The organism is Shewanella saliphila (assembly GCF_014648295.1).
GTDB lineage: Bacteria > Pseudomonadota > Gammaproteobacteria > Enterobacterales > Shewanellaceae > Shewanella > Shewanella saliphila.
In genome coordinates this window covers 179,041-200,639 of the sequence record NZ_BMQV01000002.1, presented here as the reverse complement: position 1 = coordinate 200,639, position 21,599 = coordinate 179,041, and the positions used below count along the sequence as shown (strand labels likewise).

Here is a 21,599-nt window from a genome sequence, read left to right as displayed (position 1 = left end):
GTAGTCAGCAAGCGACCTTAGCCCCTTTGCTAATTGTTTAACTCTATTTATTTCAGTGCGTTAAATTAATCCTCCACGGTATTCCGTTAAGCCATTATCCTTATTATCATTTTCAACATTAGGTTGAGGTCATTACGTTCGTCGGTCGTGCCACTACGCCCATAAAGCGCATTGGTTGCTGACAACACGGACAACTGCGCGTCGCTAATCTGCGCTTAATCTCGGGAATGATTGAAAAGGTTGCCCCAGCTACGGCCAGCATAAGCTGTATTTGTAGCCTGAGCTTTTTGGCGTTACCTCTGAGTAATCCATAGTCACGCACTCGCCTTAATCCCTTCGGTAATACGTGTTGCAGTATTAACCCAGAACATGGCCACCCAAACCAGAACATGGCCACCCAGCCCAAGTGGATAAATATTAAACAACCAACTAGGCTTAGTTACCTTTAATTCAGACAGGTAATCTAAGATGGCTAGACCAAGACAGACTATCGTTAGTCTAGAAGATACTCCTTATTATCACTGCTGCTCGCGTGTGGTACGTAAGGCATTTCTATGTGGAATTGATAATTCAACTGGTGAGAACTTTGAGCATCGGCGTGAGTGGGTTGATTCAAGCATTCTTGAGTTAGCGACCATTTTTGCCATCGATATCTGTGCCTATGCTGTGATGAGTAATCATTTGCATGTGGTGTTAAAGGTTGATGCAGAAAAAGCAAAACAGTGGTCAGATAAAGAAGTGCTCATTCAATGGCACAAAGGCTTTAAGGGCACATTACTCACTCACAAGTATTTAAAAGAAGAAGACCTTAACTCATTTGAACTTCAAACGGTTAATGAATGCATTACCGAATACCGTAAACGCTTAATTGATATCAGTTGGTTTATGCGCTCACTCAGTGAGCCTATAGCCAGAATGGCCAATAAAGAAGATAAGTGTACAGGTCGCTTCTGGGAAGGGCGCTTTAAGTCTCAAGCACTGCTTGATGAAGCCGCAGTATTAGCCTGTATGGCTTATGTCGATTTAAACCCTGTCAGAGCTAGGATGGCCACAACTCCAGAAACCTCAGATTACACCAGTATTCAACGACGTATTAATTCAGCAATGAAAGGTGAACAACCTCCAGAGCTATTACCGTTTGTAGGCAATGAGCGACTCAATATGCCTAACGGGCTCATGTTCAGTGTCAAAGACTACATAGTATTGGTTGAAGATACCGGTCGAATTATTCGAGAAGATAAGCGTGGCGCCATTAGCTCAAGCAGTCAGGACATTCTGAATAGACTCAACATCCCTGCAGAGAATTGGCTTAAAATCACCACTGAATTTGGTGCATTATTTAAAGGCGCTGTCGGAGCTTTACCCGCATTAACTGACTATTGCGAACATCTAGAGCGAAAACGACGACAAGGCGCGGCAAATTGTCAACGTTGGCTGCAAGCTTAAGTAAAACAGACTAAAAAATATTGTTTATCCACTGCTTGATTGATATCAGGTCCCTAGACGTGCGCTACGGTTAGCGTTTTCCCCCTGCAGCCTTCGTATAATTTTAAGTGGTAATATTTTTAGATTGAATTTGTCGATCTGAGCAATACGAAATACGTAGATTAGTGCTCAGATGATTAAAAATAAAAGTCGTTATGTTTATCGGCATAATCTTGGGTATCATGATTAAAGATTGGCATAATCTTGGGTGTCATGATTAAAGATTTTTGGTTGAAGATACCGGTCGGATTATTCGAGAAGATAAGCGTGGCGCCATTAGCTCAAGCAGTCAGGACATACTGAATAGATTAAACATCCCCGCAGAGAATTGGCTTAAAATCACCACTGAATTTGGTGCATTATTTAAAGGCGCTGTCGGAGCTTTACCCGCATTAACTGACTATTGCGAACATCTAGAACGAAAACGACGACAAGGCGCATCAAATTGTCAACGTTGGCTGCAAGCTTAAGTAAAACAGACTAAAAAATATTGTTTATCCACTGCTTGATTGATATCAGGTCCCTAGACGTGCGCTACGGTTAGCGTTTTCCCCCTGCAGCTTTCGTATAATTTTAAGTGGTAATATTTTTAGATTGAATTTGTCGATCTGAGCAATACGAAATACGTAGATTAGTGCTCAGATGATTAAAAATAAAAGTCGTTATGTTTATCGGCATAATCTTGGGTATCATGATTAAAGATTGGCATAATCTTGGGTATCATGATTAAAGATTGGCATAATCTTGGGTGTCATGATTAAAGATTAGGCATAATCTTGGGTGTCATGATTAAAGATTACAATAACGATTGAATGCAAAAAAAGTAAAATAGCGACCCCGTAACTGATTCCTTTTCACACTGCTACGCTTTATTTTTCATCTAAGCTAGTCAAAGTGATATATTAAAGTTGTTATCTTTGATTGGTGAGTCGTGTAGACAAGGTTGTCATTATTTTAATCATGGGTGAACAACTGACTTTTTGACTTTATCTACATGTTTAGAATCTGCACTGGTGCTTATTTTTCTTGTTATTATTCTGTTGGTTGCGACAATCGTTATTTATCTTGTGGTTGCAAAACACCTTAAAGAAGTTAATTCATTAAGGCATACTCGCGATCGCCATGAGACCATCAATAAAATTACCAAAAGCATCAATGCTGGTATGTCTTCAGACAAAATCATTCAGATTGCCCTCAAAGAAATCTTCACAAAATTCCCTCATTACCGAGTTTCTTATGCAACGGTATCAGCGCAAGGTCTACTGTCGATTAAAGATTGCTGTACTGCCGCAAATATGCCAAGTATTCAAGGTTTGAACGCGGATTTGAGTGTGGCTGATGATTACTTAAAGGCGCTTTTAGAATTAAAAGTATTAGCCATTAGTGATGTCTTGAATGATCAGCGACTCATACCGTTACGGGCAGAGCTGATGGAGGGAAAGACCCTTGTCATATTAGACATTCCAATTTCTCATAATGACGGGTTTGTCGGTTTGTTTTGTATGGACGCAGATGCAGTGCATGTATGGTCTGAACATGAGGTTAACATGCTCATAGACACAGCTGGATACTTGGAGATTGCGATTAGCCAGGCTGAGCATCTTAGCCAGCAAGATGAAATGGCTTTGCAAATGGAAAATTATAACAAGTCTCTAGAAGCAGAAGTGTTAGAGCGCACCAAGGAGTTGCAAGAGGCTAAACACAAAGCTGAGCAACTTTCTATGACAGATGAATTAACTAAACTGCCCAATAGAAGGGCATTTTTTGCAATGAGTGAAAAATTGCATTCGCAGGCAAAACGTAATAACCATACGTTTAGTATTTTGATGTTAGACATTGATGATTTTAAAAAGATTAATGATGATTATGGCCATGAGGGAGGCGATGCTGCATTAATATCAATGGGTAAAATATTACTATCAACTCTTCGCTCCGCTGACATCGTTGCCCGTATTGGTGGTGAAGAATTTGTGTTTTTATTGACTGAAACGGATTTAGAAGGGGCAATGCAATTTGCTGAACGTCTACGTGTACTTGTTGAAGACAATAGTATGAGCACAGCCAATGGAATCATTCGTTTTACGGTATCAATAGGTGTTGCTGAATTCTCTAACAAAGAAGACTCGCTGCAAGCAACCTTATCACGAGCAGACTCAGCGCTCTATAGCGCCAAAGCCAACGGCCGCAACCGCGTAGTTTCGCAGCCGCAAATCAAACCATGATGATTATTAGCAGTAGACCATAAGTAAAAAGCAAAACACCTGGATCCCGGCTAAAAAGCATTGCCGGGACGACGAGAGGGTTGTTAACAAGTTTTCTCCACAATGATTTGTTCTTAGCTTTCAAATGTCCAAATTCAACTCTGAACTTGAGGTTATAGGTCAAAATCATAAGGCATAAATAAACACCTGGATCCCGGCTTAAAAGCACTGTCGGGACGACGAGAAGGTTGTTAACAAGTTTTGTCCACAATGATTTGTTCTTAGCTTTCAAATGCCCAAATTCAACTCTAAACTTGAGGGCGTTGAAGAAAATGACGTGAGCTAGCCATGGATGGCGAGCTAGCTTTCGAGGGGAAGGGACGCCCCATTGGAAGCGTTAGCATTTTCGAGTAAGGCCGAGGAACACCGACACGCGGTCAAAAGCTGGATCCAACCACGTCGCGAAATTATCGCTTTTCAGATAATTTTGATGTGGCGGCTGGGAGTTCCAAGAGGGAATAGCCGTTGATTTCCTCTTGGTCAGGTGTGGGCGAAGCGCCACGACGTTAGTGGCCGCAGGCCATAAAGTAAAAAAGTACAAAGCAAAACAAACACCTGGATTCCGGCTCAAAAGCATTGCCGGAATGACGCAGCATTTGGCCTGTGCAGGGGGGAACCTTTCGATCTTACTTCAAACGAAGTTTGAAAAGTCTGGTGTGGCCGCAGGCCATAAAAGAACAAAGGTTGACCCTTTTGCCAACCCACAGCAAATCCTGCAACCTATAGCAAATCTTTCATCCTGTGGTACAACATTCCAGCCGCTAACATAGGCGATCTAAACATGGGACCGCCGGGGAAGGTCATGTGTTTAATGTCATTAAACACATCAATACGTTGTGATTGCTGACTAATCGCTTCGGCAATTAATCGTGCAGCCATGTGAGTGGCGTTAACCCCATGGCCAGCATATGCCTGAGCAAAATAGATATTGGCTGCATCGGGTAATCGACCAATTTGTGGCATACGGTTAGCGCCGATGCCCATCATGCCGCCCCATTCATAATCAATTTTAATGCCCTTAAGTTGCGGGAACACCTTTTCTAAATTAGGCCTTAATGCAGCTTCAATGTCTTTAGGATCTTTGCCTGAATACGTGCATAAACCACCGAATAATAAGCGGCGATCGGCAGATAAATGGAAGTAATCTAAGGCAACACGCATGTCGGCAAAAGCCATATTTTGCGGGATGATAGTGGCACATTGTTGTTCGGTTAATGGCTCTGTGGCGAGTAAATAAGTGCCTGTCGGTAATACTTTACCGCCTAAATAGGGACTGAGTTTATTGCCAATGTAGCCGTTGCCAGCCATGACTAAATAATCGCAAGTGACTTGACCTTGTGCGGTAATGACTTTGGGTTTATCACCTTTGATTATCTTTTCTGCCGCGCTGTATTCAAATAATTGAGCACCGAGCTCTCGGGCAATTTGAGCTTCGCCCAAGGCTAAATTAAGTGGATGTAAATGACCGCTGCCCATATCGACCAGTGCGCCTTGATAAAAGTCAGACCCAATGACCTCACCAATTTTGCTGCGATCAAGCAGTTTAATCGGCTTTTGATAACCCTGAGATTTAAGATCTTGATACTCTTCAGCTAATTCATCCATGTGTCTGGACTTTACCGCTAAATCGCAATAGCCCATTTGCAAGTCGCATTCAATGTTATGTTCGCTAATGCGCTCGGTGACAATATCAACAGCTTCAAAACCCATTTGCTGAATTGACTTAACCCCTTGCTCGCCAATTTCATTTTTAAATTGGTTGGCGTCGTGACCAATGCCGCGGATAAGCTCGCCGCCATTGCGACCCGATGCGCCCCAACCTATGCGTTTGGCTTCAAGTAGTGCTACGCTGTAACCGCGTTGCCTCAGTTCAATTGCGGTGTTAATTCCGGTAAAACCGCCACCCACAATACACACATCGACAGTAATGTGTTCTGTCAATGTAGGGTGTTCAAACAATCCATTCGCGCTGGCAACATAAAAAGAGTCTGGATAGTGCTGGCTATGGATAGGGGATTTTACTGACATAATGGCTCCAGATTATTGAACAAAGCGATAGCAATAGCGGCTAAACATAAGTACAGAGCTTAAATACTCTGTAAGTGTGCATTTTATTTAACACTCATTTGATGTAAAATACAATTTGTTTGATTTAAACGTGTCACGCGATTAATTAATTTTACATGTTGTTTATATGTTACATTTTATATATTAATAATGGTCGTCAACACTCATTATGTTAAGCCACTGAGTTATCACTCTAGGAGAATGAATTTGGATATTGGTGCAAACCTAAAAGCAGTCCGTAAATTAAAAGGTTTATCTCAACGTGAGTTGGCTAAGCGGGCTGGGGTGACCAACAGTACAATTTCAATGATTGAAAAAAACAGTGTCAGTCCTTCAGTGAGTTCGCTTAAAAAAGTGCTTGGCGGGATCCCAATGTCGTTGGTGGAGTTCTTTTCAATTGATGACGGATCCATTGGTGATCAAAAAGTGGTTTACCGGGCTAATGAGCTGCTTGATATTGGCACCGGCGAGTTGGTGTATAAATTAATTGGCCGTGATTACCCTAACCGAGCCATGTCGTTAATGAGTGAAATGTATCCCGTTAACGCCGATACTGGTGCAGAAATGCTGCAACATGAAGGCGAAGAAGGTGGAGTGATTGTTGAAGGTAAATTAGAAGTCACCGTTGGCGAAGAAGTGTTTATCTTAGAAAAAGGTGACAGCTATTACTTTAGCAGTCAGCAACCACATCGTTTTCGTAATCCGTTTGATGAGCCATGCCGCCTAGTGAGCGCAACCACACCAGCCGATTTTTAATCTACAATCTTACCTCTTAATAGCGGGATGCATTGCTAGGTTTAGCAGAATATATCCCGCGATCCACCACTTGCTTGCCCTGTTCTGATTATCCATTTTGCTGTGATATCGATATTTAAGTGAGTCGTCGGTACTCCTAGCAAGCTTTAGCTATTTTGTGTAGCACTCGTGTAAATAATATAAAGCATCAAATTCACTTTTCCTGTGCAGGCCCTGCCCTATCTTGGTGCGATTGGTCTAATTTGTGACCACTTGCAAGGTCGTTATCACTTTTTATTGTCACACTGTTATTTTTAGTTAATTCATTGTTTTTTATTTGTTTTATTTGTTTTTCGTTAAAAGTTGTTTTTATCATCAGTTATCCTCTTGCCTAGCTAAAAAATACCGTGTAGTGTGTGAAAAAATGAACACGTAAAACAATAAGTTCATCACACTATTGGCTAAAGGTGAGATATGTCTCAATCAGGTCTTCCCCTCATCGGGGTAATAGCATGCAACAAACAACTCGGCCAGCATCCGTTCAATATAGTGGGCGAAAAATACCTACTGAGTATCGTCGATGGTGCCAAAGGCTTCCCTTTAGTGATTCCATCATTAGGTATTGATTTACCAATAAAAGATCTGCTTTCACTCCTTGATGGCATCATGTTTACTGGTTCACCATCAAATGTTGAACCACACCATTATCAAGGTAAAGCTAGTGAAGAAGGGACTCACCACGACCCTAAGCGTGACGCTACCACATTGCCACTTATTAGAGCGGCAATCGATATGGGGATCCCGTTGCTGGGTATTTGTCGTGGTTTTCAAGAAATGAATGTCGTTTTTGGCGGGAGTTTACATCAAAAACTGCACGAAGTTGGCACATTTATTGAACATAGAGAAGATAAAGAAGCACCCTTAGAAGTGCAATATGGTTTATCGCATCAAGTTAACCTTGTTGCTGGCGGACTTCTTCACGATGCATGGGGCTGTGACACTGCAGAGGTTAACTCTGTTCATACTCAAGGTGTGGAGCGTCTAGGTGAGGGGTTACAGCCAGAAGCATATGCTCCGGACGGATTAATCGAAGCATTTTCAGTGAAAAATGCGAAAAATTTTGCATTAGGTGTTCAGTGGCATCCAGAATGGAAAGTCACCGAAAATGCGTTTTATAGCGCTATTTTCGAGGCATTCGGACAAGCCTGTAGACATCATGCGGCAACACAAGTGAGATAAAAATGGATAAGTTAATCGCTTTTTTGAAAGACAATAAAATTACCGAAGTTGAATGTGTTATTAGTGACATGACAGGCATAGCGCGTGGAAAAATCGCCCCTGTAGATAAGTTCATTGATGAAAAAGGCATGCGCCTGCCTGAAAGTGTTTTATTACAAACCGTCACAGGCGACTACATCAATGACGAGGTTTTTTATTCATTGCTCGATGATGCAGATATCGACTTTGTATGTGTACCTGACGACAGCGCCGTGTTTATGCTGCCTTGGACGGTAGAAGCCACTGCACAAGTGATTCATGACTGTTATGACCGTATGGGTAACCCTATTGAACTGTCTCCACGCAACGTACTCAAAAAAGTTTTAAAACTTTACGAAGACAAAGGTTGGGAGCCTGTTATTGCCCCAGAAATGGAGTTTTATCTTACTAAGCGCTCTGACGATCATGATTTACCACTTAAGCCACCTATAGGTCGTTCTGGTCGCCCAGAAGCTGGACGTCAATCATTTTCAATTGATGCCGCTAACGAATATGACCCACTATTTGAAGACATGTACGACTGGTGTGAAGCCCAGGGTTTAGATATCGATACCTTGATCCATGAAGATGGTCCAGCACAAATGGAAATCAACTTCAGCCATGGTAACCCATTGGCACTTGCTGACCAAGTATTTGTATTTAAACGCACATTACGCGAAGCGGCATTAAAGCACGATGTGTGTGCCACGTTTATGGCTAAGCCCGTGACCGACGAGCCAGGCAGTGCAATGCATATTCACCAGAGTATTGTGGATAAGAAAACCGGCAAAAACATCTTTACTAAAGAAGACGGTACCCAAAGCCAATTGTTTTTAAATTATATTGCTGGCTTACAAACTTATATCCCTCAGTTATTACCACTAATGGCGCCTAATGCTAACTCATTCCGCCGTTTTCTTCCGGGCACTTCAGCGCCGGTTAACCTAGAGTGGGGCATTGAAAACCGCACTTGTGGTCTACGTATTCCTGAGTCTTCGCCACAAAATCGCCGTATTGAAAACCGTATTCCAGGCGCAGATGCTAACTGCTATTTAGCCATTGCAGCCAGTTTATTGTGTGGGTTTATCGGAATGGATAAAAACCTACGTCCATCAACACCGGTGAGTGGCCGTGCAAATGAAAGCCGTACCAATAACGAAAACTACTTACCAGTGACATTAGAAGAAGCGCTAATGGCTATGCAAGATAGTGAAGCGGGTATTGAGTATTTAGGCCAATCATTTATCACTGCATTTGTAGCGGTAAAACAGGCTGAACTTGAAAACTTTAGACGCGTAGTCAGCTCGTGGGAACGTGAGTTTTTATTACTTACCGTTTAACGAAGTACCTAGCCCTGTCGTCATTAAAATGTAGTGCAATGGTTTTGACCTAGCACTTAGGTAGTGGATAAACAGATAGCAAATACCGTGTGTTTGCTGTCTGCTTGAAAGGATAAAAGTATGCAAGATGCATTAACTCAGCAACAACAAAAACTCGATAGTTTACAAACTGCCGACAAGCAGCATTTTATCCACCCATTTACTGACTCAAAAGGCTTAGCTGAAAAGGGTACTCGGGTTATTGAGCGTGCAGAAGGCGTCTATTTATGGGACGTCATGGGCCATAAACTACTTGATGGTATGGCGGGGTTATGGTGCGTGAATGTGGGCTATGGTCGCCAATCTATTGTTGATGCCGTCGCTAAGCAAATGCAGCAGCTGCCATTTTACAACAGCTTCTTTCAGTGCTCACATCCACCGGCAATCGAACTGGCGCAAAAAATTGCATCACTTGCCCCTAAACATATGAACAATGTGTTTTTTACCGGCTCAGGATCAGAGTCTAATGACACAAATTTACGCATGGTGAGACGCTACTGGGATCTTAAAGGTAAGCCAAGCAAGAAAACCATTATCAGTCGCGACAATGCCTACCATGGCTCTACCGTTGCCGGTGCCAGCTTAGGCGGTATGTCGGGTATGCATGAACAAGGTGATTTACCCATTCCTGGCGTGGTGCATATTGCTCAACCTTATTGGTACGGTGAAGGTAACGGTTTATCACCAGAAGCCTTTGGTTTACAAGCGGCGCAAGCCCTTGAAACTAAGATTTTAGAAGTGGGCGAAGACAATGTTGCGGCGTTTATTGCCGAACCGTTTCAAGGCGCGGGTGGTGTGATTATTCCACCGTCTACTTACTGGCCTGAAATTAAACGTATTTTAGCTAAATACGATATCTTATTTATTTTAGACGAAGTGATCAGTGGTTTTGGCCGCACAGGCAAATGGTTTGCTGCTGAATACTTTGATTTACAACCCGATTTAATCACGATTGCCAAAGGCATGACCTCAGGTTATGTGCCAATGGGTGGCGTGATAGTGTCAGACAAAGTGGCCGACGTCATTAAGCAAGATTGTGGTGAATTTACCCATGGTTTTACTTATTCAGGTCACCCTGTAGCCGCTGCGGCAGCATTAGAAAACATCCGTATTATTGAGCAAGAGCAACTGATAGAACGTGTTGAATCTGATACTGCCCCTTATTTACAGTCTCGTTTACAAGAACTTGCCGAACATCCTTTAGTGGGCGAGGTGCGGGGCTTAGGCATGGTTGCAGCAATTGAGCTGGTTAAAGATAAAGAGTTAAAGCAAGCATTTGACTCTGCAGTAGGCGTTGGCACGTTTTGTCGCGACGCCTGTATAAAGCATGGTTTGGTGATGCGCTCTGTTGGCGACACCATGATCATTTCACCACCATTAACAATGACTCACAATGAAATTGACGAGTTAGTGGCTAAGGCAACGTTGGCGCTAAATGACACATATGAGTATGTGCAAGGGCAATAATCGCTGCATTTTTAGGTGAATGAATATTGTAAAATAGTGATTTTTTAACCAAAAGCATTTCAATGTCTAGTAATCGAATATGTTTTTGATAAAATCCGCAAAATTATGGGAGCGCATGCCGTTGCTGTAATCATACCGATGCATAGTTAAGTTGTAGCATTGGATAATTTCTTTCAATAGAAAGAAGATTTTACACGCTGGTATTGCTAGCGAAAAAAACTAACGTCAGCGTCGCTCTGGCCATTATCCAAAAAGGGAGAAAGTATGAAGCTACTAAACAAACTATCCACATTGGCCCTCATTACAGCAAGTGTATTTTCAAGCACTGCGCTTCAGGCCGAGGAAGTGGTCAAAATGTATAATTGGTCAGATTATATCGCCGAAGATACATTAGCTAACTTTGAAAAAGAAACCGGCATTAAAGTAATTTATGACGTGTTTGACAGCAACGAAGTACTTGAAGCTAAGCTTTTGTCTGGCCGCAGCGGTTACGACATTGTGGTACCTTCAAACCACTTTATGGCCAAGCAAATTATCGCCGGTGCGTTTCAAAAGTTAGATCGCGCTAAATTGACTAATTATGCCAATTTAAAAACCGATTTAATGAAGCAGTTAGAAAAAGCTGATCCGGGTAATTTATATTCTGTGCCTTATTTATGGGGTACTAACGGTATTGGTTACAACATCGATAAAGTGAAAGCGGCCGTAGGTGAAGATGCTCCGTTTGATTCTTTAGAGCTTATTTTTAACCCTAAATATGCTGAAAAAATTGGTTCATGTGGTTTTGCTATGCTCGACTCAGCAGACGATATGTTGCCTCAAGCGCTGATTTATTTAGGATTAGATCCTAACAGCAAAAACATTGCTGACTATGAAAAAGCCGCTGAAGTATTAGCCAAAATACGTCCTTATGTGACTTACTTTCATTCTTCACGCTACATTTCTGATTTAGCCAACGGTGACATTTGTGTCGCGTTTGGTTTCTCGGGTGACGTATTCCAGGCAGCAGCGCGTGCAGATGAAGCCGGTAACGGTCACAAAATTGGTTACTCAATCCCTAAAGAAGGCGCTAACTTGTGGTTTGATATGTTAACCATCCCTCAGGATGCCACTAACGTTGATAACGCCCACAAGCTAATCAACTACTTGCTACGTCCAGATGTAATTGCACCAATTAGTAACTATGTGGCTTACGCTAATCCTAACGTACCAGCGCAAGAGTTGGTTGACGAGGCTATCCGTAACGACCCAGCCATTTACCCACCTCAGTCGGTAATTGACAATTTATACATTGGTGATGTTCGTCCTTTAAAAGTTCAACGTGCTGCAACTCGCGCTTGGACCAAAGTGAAGTCAGGCCAATAACCTTACGCTAGGGCGGGGACACTCGCCCTCTTTTTTTACATTTTCTTATCTACTTTTGATGGCTATTTGGCCACTATAGAACGGTTAAGTGTGCGCATAACAAGGTCATTGTTGTGATAGTCATACTTCAAAAAGGCGGAGCAGTATTATGGGAAACACCTCAGGCGTCACGAATAAACCAACCACAAAGACGCAAGATGAAGTCCTGGTCAAAATTGAGCGCGTAAGCAAGCTGTTTGATGACGTGCGTGCTGTAGATGATGTGTCACTTACCATTAATCGTGGTGAGATATTTGCTCTGCTAGGTGGTTCAGGTTCAGGTAAGTCAACATTATTACGCATGCTAGCTGGGTTTGAAAAACCAACAGAAGGACGTATTTTACTTGATGGTGTCGACATTACAGATATGCCGCCATACGAACGTCCAATTAACATGATGTTTCAATCTTATGCTTTGTTCCCGCACATGACGGTAGAGCAAAATATTGCCTTTGGCCTTAAACAAGACAAAATGCCAAAAGCAGAGATTGAAATGCGTGTAAAAGAAATGCTCAAACTGGTGCACATGGAAAAATACGGTAAACGTAAACCGCATCAGTTGTCTGGTGGCCAGCGTCAACGTGTCGCGTTGGCACGGTCATTGGCTAAGCGCCCTAAATTGTTGTTACTTGACGAACCCATGGGCGCGTTAGACAAAAAACTGCGTACTCAAATGCAGTTAGAAGTGGTCGATATTTTAGAAGCCGTAGGCGTAACGTGCGTAATGGTAACTCACGATCAAGAAGAAGCCATGACCATGGCCAATCGGATCTCCATTATGCATGAAGGTTGGATTGCCCAAACTGGTAGCCCAATGGATATTTATGAGTCGCCAGCCAGTCGTTTAGTCGCTGAATTTATTGGCACCGTGAACTTATTTGATGGCGAAATTATTGCCGATGAAGTGGATCACGCTGTGATTAAGTCATCAAGCCTAGAGCGTGAGTTTTATATTGGCCATGGTATTTCAACCAGCTTAGAAAACAAAAACGTCTTTTTAGCGCTACGTCCTGAAAAAACCATTATTACCCGTGAAAAACCAGACTCTGAATACAACTGGGCCCACGGTGTTGTTCACGATATTGCTTACCTGGGTGGCTTGTCGGTGTACTACATTAAGCTGAAAAACAAGCAAATTGTACAATGTTCGATGATTAACCGCGAACGCCGCGCCGACCACCCAACGTGGGAAGACGAGGTGTACATCAGTTGGGAAGACAGCAGCGGGGTTGTATTACACTCATGAAGAATCCACTGAAAATAATCAAAGGTCGTTATTTGACCATGGGGGTGCCTTACCTGTGGTTATTGATGTTCTTCGCGCTGCCGTTTGCGATTGTGTTAAAGCTGAGTTTTTCGTCTGCGGCGATTGCTATCCCGCCATACGAAGCCACCTTTAGCTACGCGGATGAAATGCTTAATATTGCACTGAATTTTGGTAACTACTTATTGTTACTGCAAGATTCTATGTACTACATGGCGTATCTCACCTCGCTTAAAATGGCCTTTGTGGCCACGCTAGGTTGTTTAATTTTGGGCTTTCCGATGGCGTATGCCATTGCTCGCGCACCGGCTCGGTTACAAACCGTATTGCTGTTGTTAGTGATGCTGCCATCGTGGACCTCATTTTTAATCCGTATTTATGCCTGGATGGGGATTTTAAGCAACAACGGCTTAATCAATAACGCCTTAATGTGGTTAGGGGTGATTTCTGAACCCATTCAAATGCTTAATACCAATTTTGCTGTGTATATCGGGATTATCTACGCGTATTTGCCGTTTATGATTTTGCCCTTGTACGCCACTCTGGTGAAACTGGATTTAAGCTTAATAGAAGCGGCTTCAGATCTTGGCTCGCGCAGTATCAACACCTTTTGGAAAGTCACCTTACCATTGTCGATGGGCGGTGTAATTGCCGGCTCAATGTTGGTGTTTATTCCTGCAGTAGGTGAGTTTGTAATCCCTGAATTATTGGGCGGCCCAGATTCATTGATGATTGGTAAAGTGTTGTGGCAAGAGTTCTTTAATAACCGCGATTGGCCAGTAGCGTCGTCACTTGCGATTGTGATGCTAGCACTGTTGATTATTCCTATTACCTTATTCCACCGTTATCAGTCACGTAATATGGAGAACGACGTATGAAGAAGCTCAGTTTCTCTAAAGTGATGCTATGGTTTGGCTTACTGTTTTTGTATGCGCCGATGTTTATTTTGGTTATTTACTCGTTTAACGAATCAAAGTTAGTCACGGTGTGGAGTGGGTTTTCACCTAAATGGTATGGCGAGTTATTTAAAGATACCCAAATACTCGAAGCCGTGTGGACCAGTTTGCGTATCGCATTCTACAGTTCAACCATGGCAGTGATTATCGGCACCATGGCTGCGTTTGTCATGACACGTTTTCGCCGTTCTTGGGCAAAATTGACACTGTCTAACATGATTACCGCGCCACTGGTTATGCCAGAAGTGATTACCGGTTTGTCATTGTTACTGCTGTTTGTTGAAATGGCCGACTTGCTTGGTTGGCCAGCAGAGCGTGGCATGTTAACCGTATGGATTGCGCACTCTACTTTTTGTGCGGCTTATGTTGCTGTGGTGGTGTCGTCAAGGCTGCGTGAACTTGATTTGTCGATTGAAGAAGCGGCGATGGACTTAGGTGCAACGCGTTTTAAAACCTTCTTTTTAATCACAGTGCCGATGATTTCTCCGGCGTTAATTGCCGGTTGGTTCTTGTCGTTTAGTTTATCGTTAGATGACTTAGTGATTGCCAGCTTTGCCTCTGGACCAGGGTCTACCACGTTACCTATGGTGGTGTTCTCATCGGTGCGTTTAGGGGTTTCGCCTAAAATTAACGCCTTAGCCACCATTATTATTCTGAGTGTATCTTTGGTTGCGTTCTTGTCGTGGTATTTGGCCCGACGCTCTGAACGCAAAGCTAAAGAAGCAATGGAGTAATCTGAGCGAACCATTGCTAAAGCCACGCTTTTTTAAGTGTGGCTTTTTTTTACCAAGGTGACGCCAGGGTGTTAAATATATTCTACAAAGTGTAAAAAATTACACTTTAAATGCTAGTTTTTAAATATGCTTAAGTGTACGATGATCATGTTGTATTTCGTCTCGAACCTATAAAGGAAGCGCTATGTCCGCCACACCTCATGCTAGTTCATATTATGCTGCGTCGGCTAATGATAAAGTCGAACGCCCACGCTTAGAATCTTCAATAGAAACGGATGTTTGTATCATTGGTGCGGGATATACAGGGTTGTCATCTGGGCTGCATTTATTAGAAAGCGGCATGAGAGTGGTTATTCTCGAAGCGGCCCGAATTGGCTGGGGCGCATCGGGCCGAAATGGCGGGCAAATTGTTAACTCATTTAGCCGCGACATCGACAGCATCGAAAAAGTGGTGGGTAAAGAACAAGCCAAACTTTTTGGTCAAATGGCGTTTGAAGGTGGCCAAATCATTCGCGACCGTATTGCCAAATATAATATCGATTGTGACTTAAAAGATGGCGGTGTGTTCGCAGCCATGAATGCTAAGCAAATGGGCCATTTACAGTCGCAAAAAAAATTATGGGAAGCTCATGGGCATCACAACCATTTAGAAATGCTAGACCACGATGGCATTCGTAATGTGGTGAACAGCGATTTATATGTCGGCGGTTTGCTTGATAAAAGCGGCGGCCATATTCACCCGCTTAATTTAGCGTTAGGCGAAGCTCGTGCCGTTGAATCGCTCGGCGGACAAATTTTTGAAGATTCAGCTGTAATCAAAGTCGATGACGGCGAGTCTCCGGTGGTGCATACCGAGAAAGGTCAGGTTAAATGTAAATTTGTGGTAGTGGCGGGCAATGCTTATCTAGGTAAGTTACTGCCAGAACTGCACGCTAAGTCAATGCCTTGTGGTACTCAGGTGGTGACAACAGAGCCTCTACCCGATGACATTGCCGCGAGCATATTACCGCAAGACTATTGCGTAGAAGATTGTAATTACCTGTTAGATTACTACCGTCTCTCGGGCGATAAACGGTTAATTTTTGGTGGCGGCGTGGTCTATGGCGCTCGCGACCCGGCGAACGTCGAAGCCTTGATTATGCCCAAATTATTAAAGACGTTTCCGCAGTTAAAAGGCATTAAAGTGGATTATGCCTGGACGGGTAACTTTTTAATGACCTTGTCACGTTTGCCTCAAGTGGGTCGAATTGGACACAATATCTATTATTCGCAAGGCTGCAGTGGTCATGGGGTTACCTATACCCATTTAGCGGGCAAATTAATTGCCGAAATGCTCAATGGCCAGGCGACCCGTTTTGATGCTTTTGCTGCTTTACCTCATTATCCATTCCCCGGCGGTCACGCCTTACGTGTGCCGTTTAGTGCGTTAGGGGCTTGGTATTACACCATGCGCGACAAGTTTGGTATTTAGTCTTAGCGAGCCATTGAGTTGAGATTATGTACAAGGAATTAAGTTGTTTATCAAATTGAGTAGGAGTGCGTTGTGATTTTAAATGATCCAAGCTTATTGCACGAGCAATGCTATATCGATGGTTTATGGGTAAGTGCTAACAGCGGTGAAACCGTTGCTATTGCCAACCCAGCCACTCAAGAGTTAATAGGCCATGTGCCAGTGATGGGCGCGGCTGAAACCCAGGCAGCAATCACAGCAGCCAATAAGGCGCTGCCAGCTTGGCGTGCGTTGTCAGCAAAAGAGCGCAGCCAAAAGCTACGCCGTTGGTTTGAACTCATGAACCAACATGCTGATGACCTTGCGTTGATGATGACCACAGAGCAAGGCAAGCCCCTCGCTGAAGCCAAAGGCGAGGTGACTTATGCCGCCTCGTTTATTGAATGGTTTGCTGAAGAAGCTAAGCGCATTTATGGTGACACGATTCCTGGGCATCAAGCAGACAAAAGGCTAACAGTGATTAAACAACCTGTTGGTGTTACCGCGGCCATTACACCGTGGAACTTCCCAGCAGCAATGATTACCCGTAAAGCGGCGCCAGCACTTGCTGCCGGTTGTACTATGGTGGTTAAGCCTGCACCGCAAACGCCATTTACTGCATTAGCGTTAGCAGAGCTGGCTCATCGCGCGGGTATTCCTGCAGGGGTATTTAGCGTGATCACAGGTGATGCCATTGCCATTGGTAACACCTTATGTGAAAGCCCCATTGTGCGTAAGTTATCGTTTACTGGCTCAACAGCTGTTGGCATAAAGTTAATGGAGCAATGCGCACCGACACTTAAAAAACTGTCGCTTGAACTTGGCGGCAACGCACCGTTTATCGTGTTTGACGATGCCGACATTGACGCCGCAGTCGAAGGCGCCATGATTGCTAAATACCGCAATGCAGGCCAAACCTGTGTGTGTGCTAACCGCATTTATGTTCAAGCGGGTGTGTATGAGCAATTTACCCAAAAATTTGCTGCCGCCGTCGCTAAGCTCAGTGTCGGTAACGGTGCAGATGACGGGGTCAATATTGGCCCGTTAATCAATCAAGCTGCAGTGGCAAAAGTGCAAAGCCATTTAGCGGATGCCGTCGCAAAAGGCGCCAGTGTTGTGGCGGGTGGTAAAGCCCACAGCCTAGGCGGGTTCTTTTTTGAACCCACCATTCTACGCGATGTTGATAAGTCGATGTTGGTGGCCAAAGAGGAAACTTTTGGTCCATTAGCCCCGTTATTTAAATTCGACACCGTTGATGATGTGATTAAGCAAGCCAACGATACCGAGTTTGGCTTAGCTGCATATTTTTATGGCCGCGATATTTCGCTGGTTTACAAAGTGGCTGAAGCACTTGAGTACGGCATGGTGGGGGTGAATACCGGATTAATCTCGACCGAAGTGGCACCTTTTGGTGGCATTAAATCGTCAGGATTAGGTCGCGAAGGTTCTAAGTTTGGTATCGAAGAATACCTTGAAATGAAATATATCTGCATGTCAGTTTAAGAGAGTGGGCAATGACTAAAACAAATGATGGATTAATGGCGCGTCGCCAGGCGGCAGTAGCTCAAGGTGTAGGACAAATTCACCCAATCTTTACTGAACGTGCTGAAAACGCCACGGTGTGGGATGTTGAAGGCCGTGAATATATTGATTTTGCCGGTGGTATTGCGGTACTGAACACAGGTCACTTACACCCTAAAGTCAAAGCGGCAGTGGCTGAACAGCTAAATGCCTTTTCGCATACTTGTTTTATGGTATTAGGTTACGAAAGCTATATTGCGGTATGTGAAAAACTTAACCATTTAGTACCCGGTGACTTTGCCAAAAAGACCGCGCTGTTTACCAGTGGTTCTGAAGCGGTTGAGAACGCCGTAAAGGTTGCTCGTGCGTACACTAAACGTGCTGGTGTGATTGCCTTCACTTCTGGATATCATGGCCGTACGATGGCGGCATTGGCTTTAACCGGTAAAGTTGCACCGTACAGCAAAGGCATGGGCTTGATGTCGGCTAATGTGTTCCGCGCTGAGTTTCCGTGCGAAATGCATGGCGTATCTGAAGATGATGCGATTGAGTCTATTGAACGTATTTTTAAAAATGATGCAGAGCCTGCAGATATCGCCGCCATTATTTTAGAACCGGTGCAAGGTGAGGGGGGGTTTTACGCAGTCACGCCATCGTTTATGACACGTTTACGCGAGTTGTGCGACAACCATGGCATCGTGCTGATTGCCGATGAAGTACAAACTGGCGCAGGGCGTACCGGCACCTTTTTTGCGATGGAGCAAATGGGTGTTGCCGCTGACATTACCACTTTTGCTAAGTCTATTGCCGGCGGCTTTCCACTATCTGGTATTACCGGTAAAGCCGACATTATGGATGCGGTTACAGCTGGTGGTTTAGGCGGAACGTATGGCGGCAGCCCGTTAGCGTGTGCCGCAGCACTTGCGGTGATTGAGGTGTTTGAAGAAGAGCAGCTATTAACTCGCGCTAATGATGTAGGCAATAAGCTTAAGGCGGCATTAACCGATATGCAGGCTAAATATTCGCAAATTGCAGATGTGCGTGGTTTAGGTGCGATGATTGCCATTGAGCTGATGGAAGATGGCGTGCCAGCGCCACAATACAGCGCTAAAATTTTGGCAGAAGCACGCAATCGTGGGCTGATTTTATTGTCTTGTGGTACCTACGGTAATGTGATTCGTGTACTCGTGCCGCTAACGGCGCCTGATGCGCAAATTGATGCTGGTTTAGCGATTATGGACGGTACATTTCAAGCTGTGTTTAGCTAAGTCTGAATATCGCTTTAAACCGTAAAATAAAATCCCGCAGCGAGCGGGATTTTTTATGTGTCTTTGCGACAGGGTTTAACAGCAGACCGTTTTACCGCCGAATAAGCCCCGCTATTGAGTTAAATGGAAGCAGGATTTAAATCAACGATTTTGTTATGGGCAACACTGTGGTCAATCACATCAGTGTTGTTTGCTAGCGCCTTTGTGATTATGATCAGTGCTTGATTTGAAAATGAAGATTGTATGGCTGAATTTATTGCGCCACCCTGTGACGGTGTTATCGAAATATTACACCAAGATGAACACCTACTGCTGATTAACAAGCCCTCTGGGCTGCTGAGTCTGTCGGGTAAAAATCCACTCAATAAAGACTCTGTGCATTATCGTTTAGTGCAAGACTTTCCCACTGCAACCTTATTGCATCGCCTCGACTTTGGCACCTCTGGCATTATGCTGGTGGCGTTAAATAAACAGGTTAATGGTTTGCTCACTCAACAATTTCAGCAGCGTACTATTGGTAAAACCTACACGGCAGTGTTATACGGTGATCTGCCCAATGAGCAGGGGAAAATCGATTTCCCCATCGCCAAAGACGTTGAACATTTTCCGCTGATGAAAATTTGCCATGACACGGGCAAACCAGCTAAAAGTCATTACCAGGTGATAGCGCGGCATCCTCAAGGGTTATCAACTCGAGTGCGCTTTAGCCCCATAACGGGCCGAACACACCAGTTACGTATTCATAGCCAGCAGATTGGGCATCCAATACTGGGCTGTGATTTGTACCATAATCAGCAATCCCAACAGCTAGCACCTCGATTATTATTGCATGCTACAAGCCTTAGCTTTATTCATCCTATTACACTTGAGAAGATGAATTGTCTTTGTCCTAGCCCGTTTTAAGCTCTCGCTGAGTCATCACTTATCTACGGTGAATGGTTTTAGACAAAAAACTGATTTAAGGCTGATGAAAACTAATGCATAATCAAGCCATTAATATATGTTAAAAGGTTATTAACATGATGATTGCCTGGATAGATTCGTTAGCCTTTATTGTGTTTTTAATTGCCTGGATTGGCTACACCAGTTTTGCACGGCGTAAAGCAAAGACCACAAATTGTATTGCGAGGGTAATGCATCAGCAGCGAATTATGTGGATGTCGCAAGTGATTGGTAAAGAAAACCGAGTCGGTGAAGCGGCATTACTGGCTAATCTTGAACGCAATATCGCTTTCTTTGCATCAACCACGCTACTGGTTTTAGCAGGTGTATTGACCTTGTTTTCGCAAGTTGAAAAGCTCGAAACCGTTATCGCCTCCATTCCTTTTACCGCACCACCTAATCACGCTTTAGTACAAGTAAAGCTCGGTTTGTTGGTAGGCATTTTTGTATTGGCATTTTTCCAGTTTACCTGGTCAATGCGCCAGTATGGTTTTGTTAACGTGATGATTGGCGCTGCGCCATTAGATAAGAGCGGCACCGACACAAACCTCATCGCTTACGCAAAGCAAATGGCAGTGGTGCAAGATCAGGCCGCTCATTCATACAATTATGGCCTACGTTCATATTATTATTCAATGGCTGCCCTATGCTGGTTTATCAATCCATGGATGTTTATCGTAGCCAGTTTGTTTGTGGTGTATACCTTGTACCAACGCGAATTTAACTCTAAAGCTGTGGTTGCCATCACCGCCGCCCAAAGCCATTTAGAAAAAAGCCCACTGCATATAAAAGAATAACTCATCTTGTTACTCACCACGCCATGTTGAGCATGGTGTGGTGAATTGCATCAACTCGATAGCACACCGTTAATGCTTGTCACCGATCAAAATCCTAAACGTCAGATACGAAAAGCCGCAGCAATGAAATATTGCTACGGCTTATCTGAATTGGTGGCCCCTCCCAGACTTGAACTGGGGACCTGACGATTATGAGTCGTATGCTCTAACCAACTGAGCTAAGGGGCCGACTTAAGCTAGTCGTCACTAACAAAAGCGGATGCAGTATACGAAGTTTATTTCCGCTTGTCACCTCTGTTTGTGCATGAATTTAGCTTAAATGACTCAAGTGGTTATCTGTTAATCAGTCTTCACATTACTGGTTATATGTTTGTGGGTTATGACCCTTTGTTCAAGCTCCAGCATTTTACTCACTGTGAAGGTGAACATTTGAAATGGCTAATGCTAAATGCCGCATATCTTTGCTGGTTATTGAAATCAGTGATTGTGAGCTGCCATTGTTACTAGAAGTTGGCGAATGGTTTTTTACGGTTAATTACTAACGAGAACCGTTATCAATTTCGATAACATTAG

17 protein-coding genes, 1 tRNA gene and 2 pseudogenes are annotated in these 21,599 nt (G+C 43.7%); 16 read left to right on the top strand and 4 right to left on the bottom strand.

Annotated features, from left to right (window positions below; genetic code table 11):
• Positions 1 to 118 precede the first annotated feature (118 nt).
• Positions 119 to 361 (bottom strand): annotated as a pseudogene (locus IEY48_RS02600) (IS91 family transposase); the annotation flags it as partial.
• 107 nt (positions 362 to 468) lie between these two features.
• On the opposite strand from IEY48_RS02600, the gene IEY48_RS02595 reads away from it, so the two are divergent.
• From IEY48_RS02595 to IEY48_RS02585, 3 genes and pseudogenes are all read left to right on the top strand, one after another.
• A complete protein-coding gene (locus tag IEY48_RS02595) occupies positions 469 to 1,446 on the top strand; it encodes a transposase (protein ID WP_188916933.1) in 978 nt (325 codons plus the stop codon).
• 266 nt (positions 1,447 to 1,712) lie between these two features.
• Positions 1,713 to 1,955 (top strand): annotated as a pseudogene (locus tag IEY48_RS02590) (transposase); the annotation flags it as partial.
• A 510-nt stretch (positions 1,956 to 2,465) separates the two neighbouring features.
• Complete coding sequence (locus tag IEY48_RS02585; RefSeq protein ID WP_188916931.1) at positions 2,466 to 3,707, top strand: GGDEF domain-containing protein; 1,242 nt, start codon at positions 2,466 to 2,468, stop codon at positions 3,705 to 3,707.
• A gap of 759 nt (positions 3,708 to 4,466) precedes the next feature.
• On the opposite strand, the gene IEY48_RS02580 is transcribed toward IEY48_RS02585, so the two are convergent.
• Positions 4,467 to 5,774, bottom strand: coding sequence for an NAD(P)/FAD-dependent oxidoreductase (locus IEY48_RS02580; RefSeq protein WP_188916929.1), 1,308 nt, complete (start codon positions 5,772 to 5,774; stop codon positions 4,467 to 4,469).
• A 246-nt stretch (positions 5,775 to 6,020) separates the two neighbouring features.
• Here IEY48_RS02580 and IEY48_RS02575 point away from each other — a divergent pair, with 246 nt between their 5' ends.
• Complete coding sequence (locus IEY48_RS02575) at positions 6,021 to 6,569, top strand: cupin domain-containing protein (RefSeq protein WP_188916927.1); 549 nt, start codon at positions 6,021 to 6,023, stop codon at positions 6,567 to 6,569.
• A gap of 193 nt (positions 6,570 to 6,762) precedes the next feature.
• On the opposite strand, the gene IEY48_RS02570 is transcribed toward IEY48_RS02575, so the two are convergent.
• A complete protein-coding gene (locus tag IEY48_RS02570) occupies positions 6,763 to 6,924 on the bottom strand; it encodes a hypothetical protein (RefSeq protein WP_188916926.1) in 162 nt (53 codons plus the stop codon).
• Positions 6,925 to 7,022: 98 nt separating this feature from the next.
• On the opposite strand from IEY48_RS02570, the gene IEY48_RS02565 reads away from it, so the two are divergent.
• The 12 genes from IEY48_RS02565 to IEY48_RS02510 all read left to right on the top strand — a co-directional run bounded on the left by IEY48_RS02565 (position 7,023) and on the right by IEY48_RS02510 (position 21,026).
• On the top strand, positions 7,023 to 7,787 hold the full coding sequence (locus IEY48_RS02565; RefSeq protein WP_188916924.1) for a gamma-glutamyl-gamma-aminobutyrate hydrolase family protein: 765 nt from the start codon (positions 7,023 to 7,025) through the stop codon (positions 7,785 to 7,787).
• 2 nt (positions 7,788 to 7,789) lie between these two features.
• Positions 7,790 to 9,145, top strand: coding sequence for a glutamine synthetase family protein (locus tag IEY48_RS02560; RefSeq protein ID WP_188916922.1), 1,356 nt, complete (start codon positions 7,790 to 7,792; stop codon positions 9,143 to 9,145).
• Between the two features lie 120 nt (positions 9,146 to 9,265).
• Positions 9,266 to 10,651, top strand: a complete 1,386-nt coding sequence (locus IEY48_RS02555; RefSeq protein ID WP_188916920.1) for an aspartate aminotransferase family protein — start codon at positions 9,266 to 9,268, stop codon at positions 10,649 to 10,651.
• Positions 10,652 to 10,915: 264 nt separating this feature from the next.
• Positions 10,916 to 12,016: a polyamine ABC transporter substrate-binding protein gene (locus IEY48_RS02550; RefSeq protein WP_188916918.1), complete on the top strand. Its 1,101-nt coding sequence runs from the start codon at positions 10,916 to 10,918 to the stop codon at positions 12,014 to 12,016.
• Positions 12,017 to 12,164: 148 nt separating this feature from the next.
• Positions 12,165 to 13,301, top strand: a complete 1,137-nt coding sequence (gene potA, locus IEY48_RS02545; RefSeq protein ID WP_188916916.1) for a polyamine ABC transporter ATP-binding protein — start codon at positions 12,165 to 12,167, stop codon at positions 13,299 to 13,301.
• Positions 13,298 to 14,197 (top strand): ABC transporter permease subunit, encoded by a 900-nt coding sequence (locus tag IEY48_RS02540; protein ID WP_188916914.1) that lies wholly within the window; start codon positions 13,298 to 13,300, stop codon positions 14,195 to 14,197. Before potA ends, IEY48_RS02540 begins: the two co-directional genes overlap by 4 nt.
• A complete protein-coding gene (locus tag IEY48_RS02535; RefSeq protein WP_188916912.1) occupies positions 14,194 to 15,009 on the top strand; it encodes an ABC transporter permease subunit in 816 nt (271 codons plus the stop codon). The genes IEY48_RS02540 and IEY48_RS02535 overlap by 4 nt, the downstream gene beginning before the upstream one ends.
• Before the next feature lie 184 nt (positions 15,010 to 15,193).
• Positions 15,194 to 16,480, top strand: coding sequence for an NAD(P)/FAD-dependent oxidoreductase (locus tag IEY48_RS02530; protein WP_188916910.1), 1,287 nt, complete (start codon positions 15,194 to 15,196; stop codon positions 16,478 to 16,480).
• A gap of 72 nt (positions 16,481 to 16,552) precedes the next feature.
• Positions 16,553 to 18,001 (top strand): NADP-dependent succinate-semialdehyde dehydrogenase, encoded by a 1,449-nt coding sequence (gene gabD / locus IEY48_RS02525; protein WP_188916909.1) that lies wholly within the window; start codon positions 16,553 to 16,555, stop codon positions 17,999 to 18,001.
• 11 nt (positions 18,002 to 18,012) lie between these two features.
• A complete protein-coding gene (gene gabT / locus IEY48_RS02520) occupies positions 18,013 to 19,287 on the top strand; it encodes a 4-aminobutyrate--2-oxoglutarate transaminase (protein ID WP_188916907.1) in 1,275 nt (424 codons plus the stop codon).
• 243 nt (positions 19,288 to 19,530) lie between these two features.
• The gene (locus tag IEY48_RS02515) at positions 19,531 to 20,190 is read left to right on the top strand and encodes an RluA family pseudouridine synthase (protein WP_188916906.1); all 660 of its coding nucleotides are present in this window, start codon (positions 19,531 to 19,533) and stop codon (positions 20,188 to 20,190) included.
• Positions 20,191 to 20,306: 116 nt separating this feature from the next.
• Positions 20,307 to 21,026, top strand: coding sequence for a DUF599 domain-containing protein (locus IEY48_RS02510; protein WP_188916904.1), 720 nt, complete (start codon positions 20,307 to 20,309; stop codon positions 21,024 to 21,026).
• A gap of 151 nt (positions 21,027 to 21,177) precedes the next feature.
• Here IEY48_RS02510 and IEY48_RS02505 read toward each other — a convergent pair.
• A tRNA-Ile gene (locus IEY48_RS02505) sits at positions 21,178 to 21,254 on the bottom strand.
• Positions 21,255 to 21,599 lie beyond the last annotated feature (345 nt).

What these genes read in the sequence shown, in the direction of transcription:
- IEY48_RS02595 (WP_188916933.1), top strand. Translation starts at nt 469, where the DNA reads ATGGCTAGACCAAGACAGACTATCGTTAGTCTAGAAGATACTCCTTAT.
- IEY48_RS02580 (WP_188916929.1), bottom strand. Translation starts at nt 5,774, where the DNA reads ATGTCAGTAAAATCCCCTATCCATAGCCAGCACTATCCAGACTCTTTT.
- IEY48_RS02570 (WP_188916926.1), bottom strand. Translation starts at nt 6,924, where the DNA reads ATGATAAAAACAACTTTTAACGAAAAACAAATAAAACAAATAAAAAAC.
- IEY48_RS02565 (WP_188916924.1), top strand. Translation starts at nt 7,023, where the DNA reads ATGTCTCAATCAGGTCTTCCCCTCATCGGGGTAATAGCATGCAACAAA.
- IEY48_RS02560 (WP_188916922.1), top strand. Translation starts at nt 7,790, where the DNA reads ATGGATAAGTTAATCGCTTTTTTGAAAGACAATAAAATTACCGAAGTT.
- IEY48_RS02555 (WP_188916920.1), top strand. Translation starts at nt 9,266, where the DNA reads ATGCAAGATGCATTAACTCAGCAACAACAAAAACTCGATAGTTTACAA.
- IEY48_RS02550 (WP_188916918.1), top strand. Translation starts at nt 10,916, where the DNA reads ATGAAGCTACTAAACAAACTATCCACATTGGCCCTCATTACAGCAAGT.
- potA (WP_188916916.1), top strand. Translation starts at nt 12,165, where the DNA reads ATGGGAAACACCTCAGGCGTCACGAATAAACCAACCACAAAGACGCAA.
- IEY48_RS02540 (WP_188916914.1), top strand. Translation starts at nt 13,298, where the DNA reads ATGAAGAATCCACTGAAAATAATCAAAGGTCGTTATTTGACCATGGGG.
- IEY48_RS02535 (WP_188916912.1), top strand. Translation starts at nt 14,194, where the DNA reads ATGAAGAAGCTCAGTTTCTCTAAAGTGATGCTATGGTTTGGCTTACTG.
- IEY48_RS02530 (WP_188916910.1), top strand. Translation starts at nt 15,194, where the DNA reads ATGTCCGCCACACCTCATGCTAGTTCATATTATGCTGCGTCGGCTAAT.
- gabT (WP_188916907.1), top strand. Translation starts at nt 18,013, where the DNA reads ATGACTAAAACAAATGATGGATTAATGGCGCGTCGCCAGGCGGCAGTA.
- IEY48_RS02515 (WP_188916906.1), top strand. Translation starts at nt 19,531, where the DNA reads ATGGCTGAATTTATTGCGCCACCCTGTGACGGTGTTATCGAAATATTA.
- IEY48_RS02510 (WP_188916904.1), top strand. Translation starts at nt 20,307, where the DNA reads ATGATGATTGCCTGGATAGATTCGTTAGCCTTTATTGTGTTTTTAATT.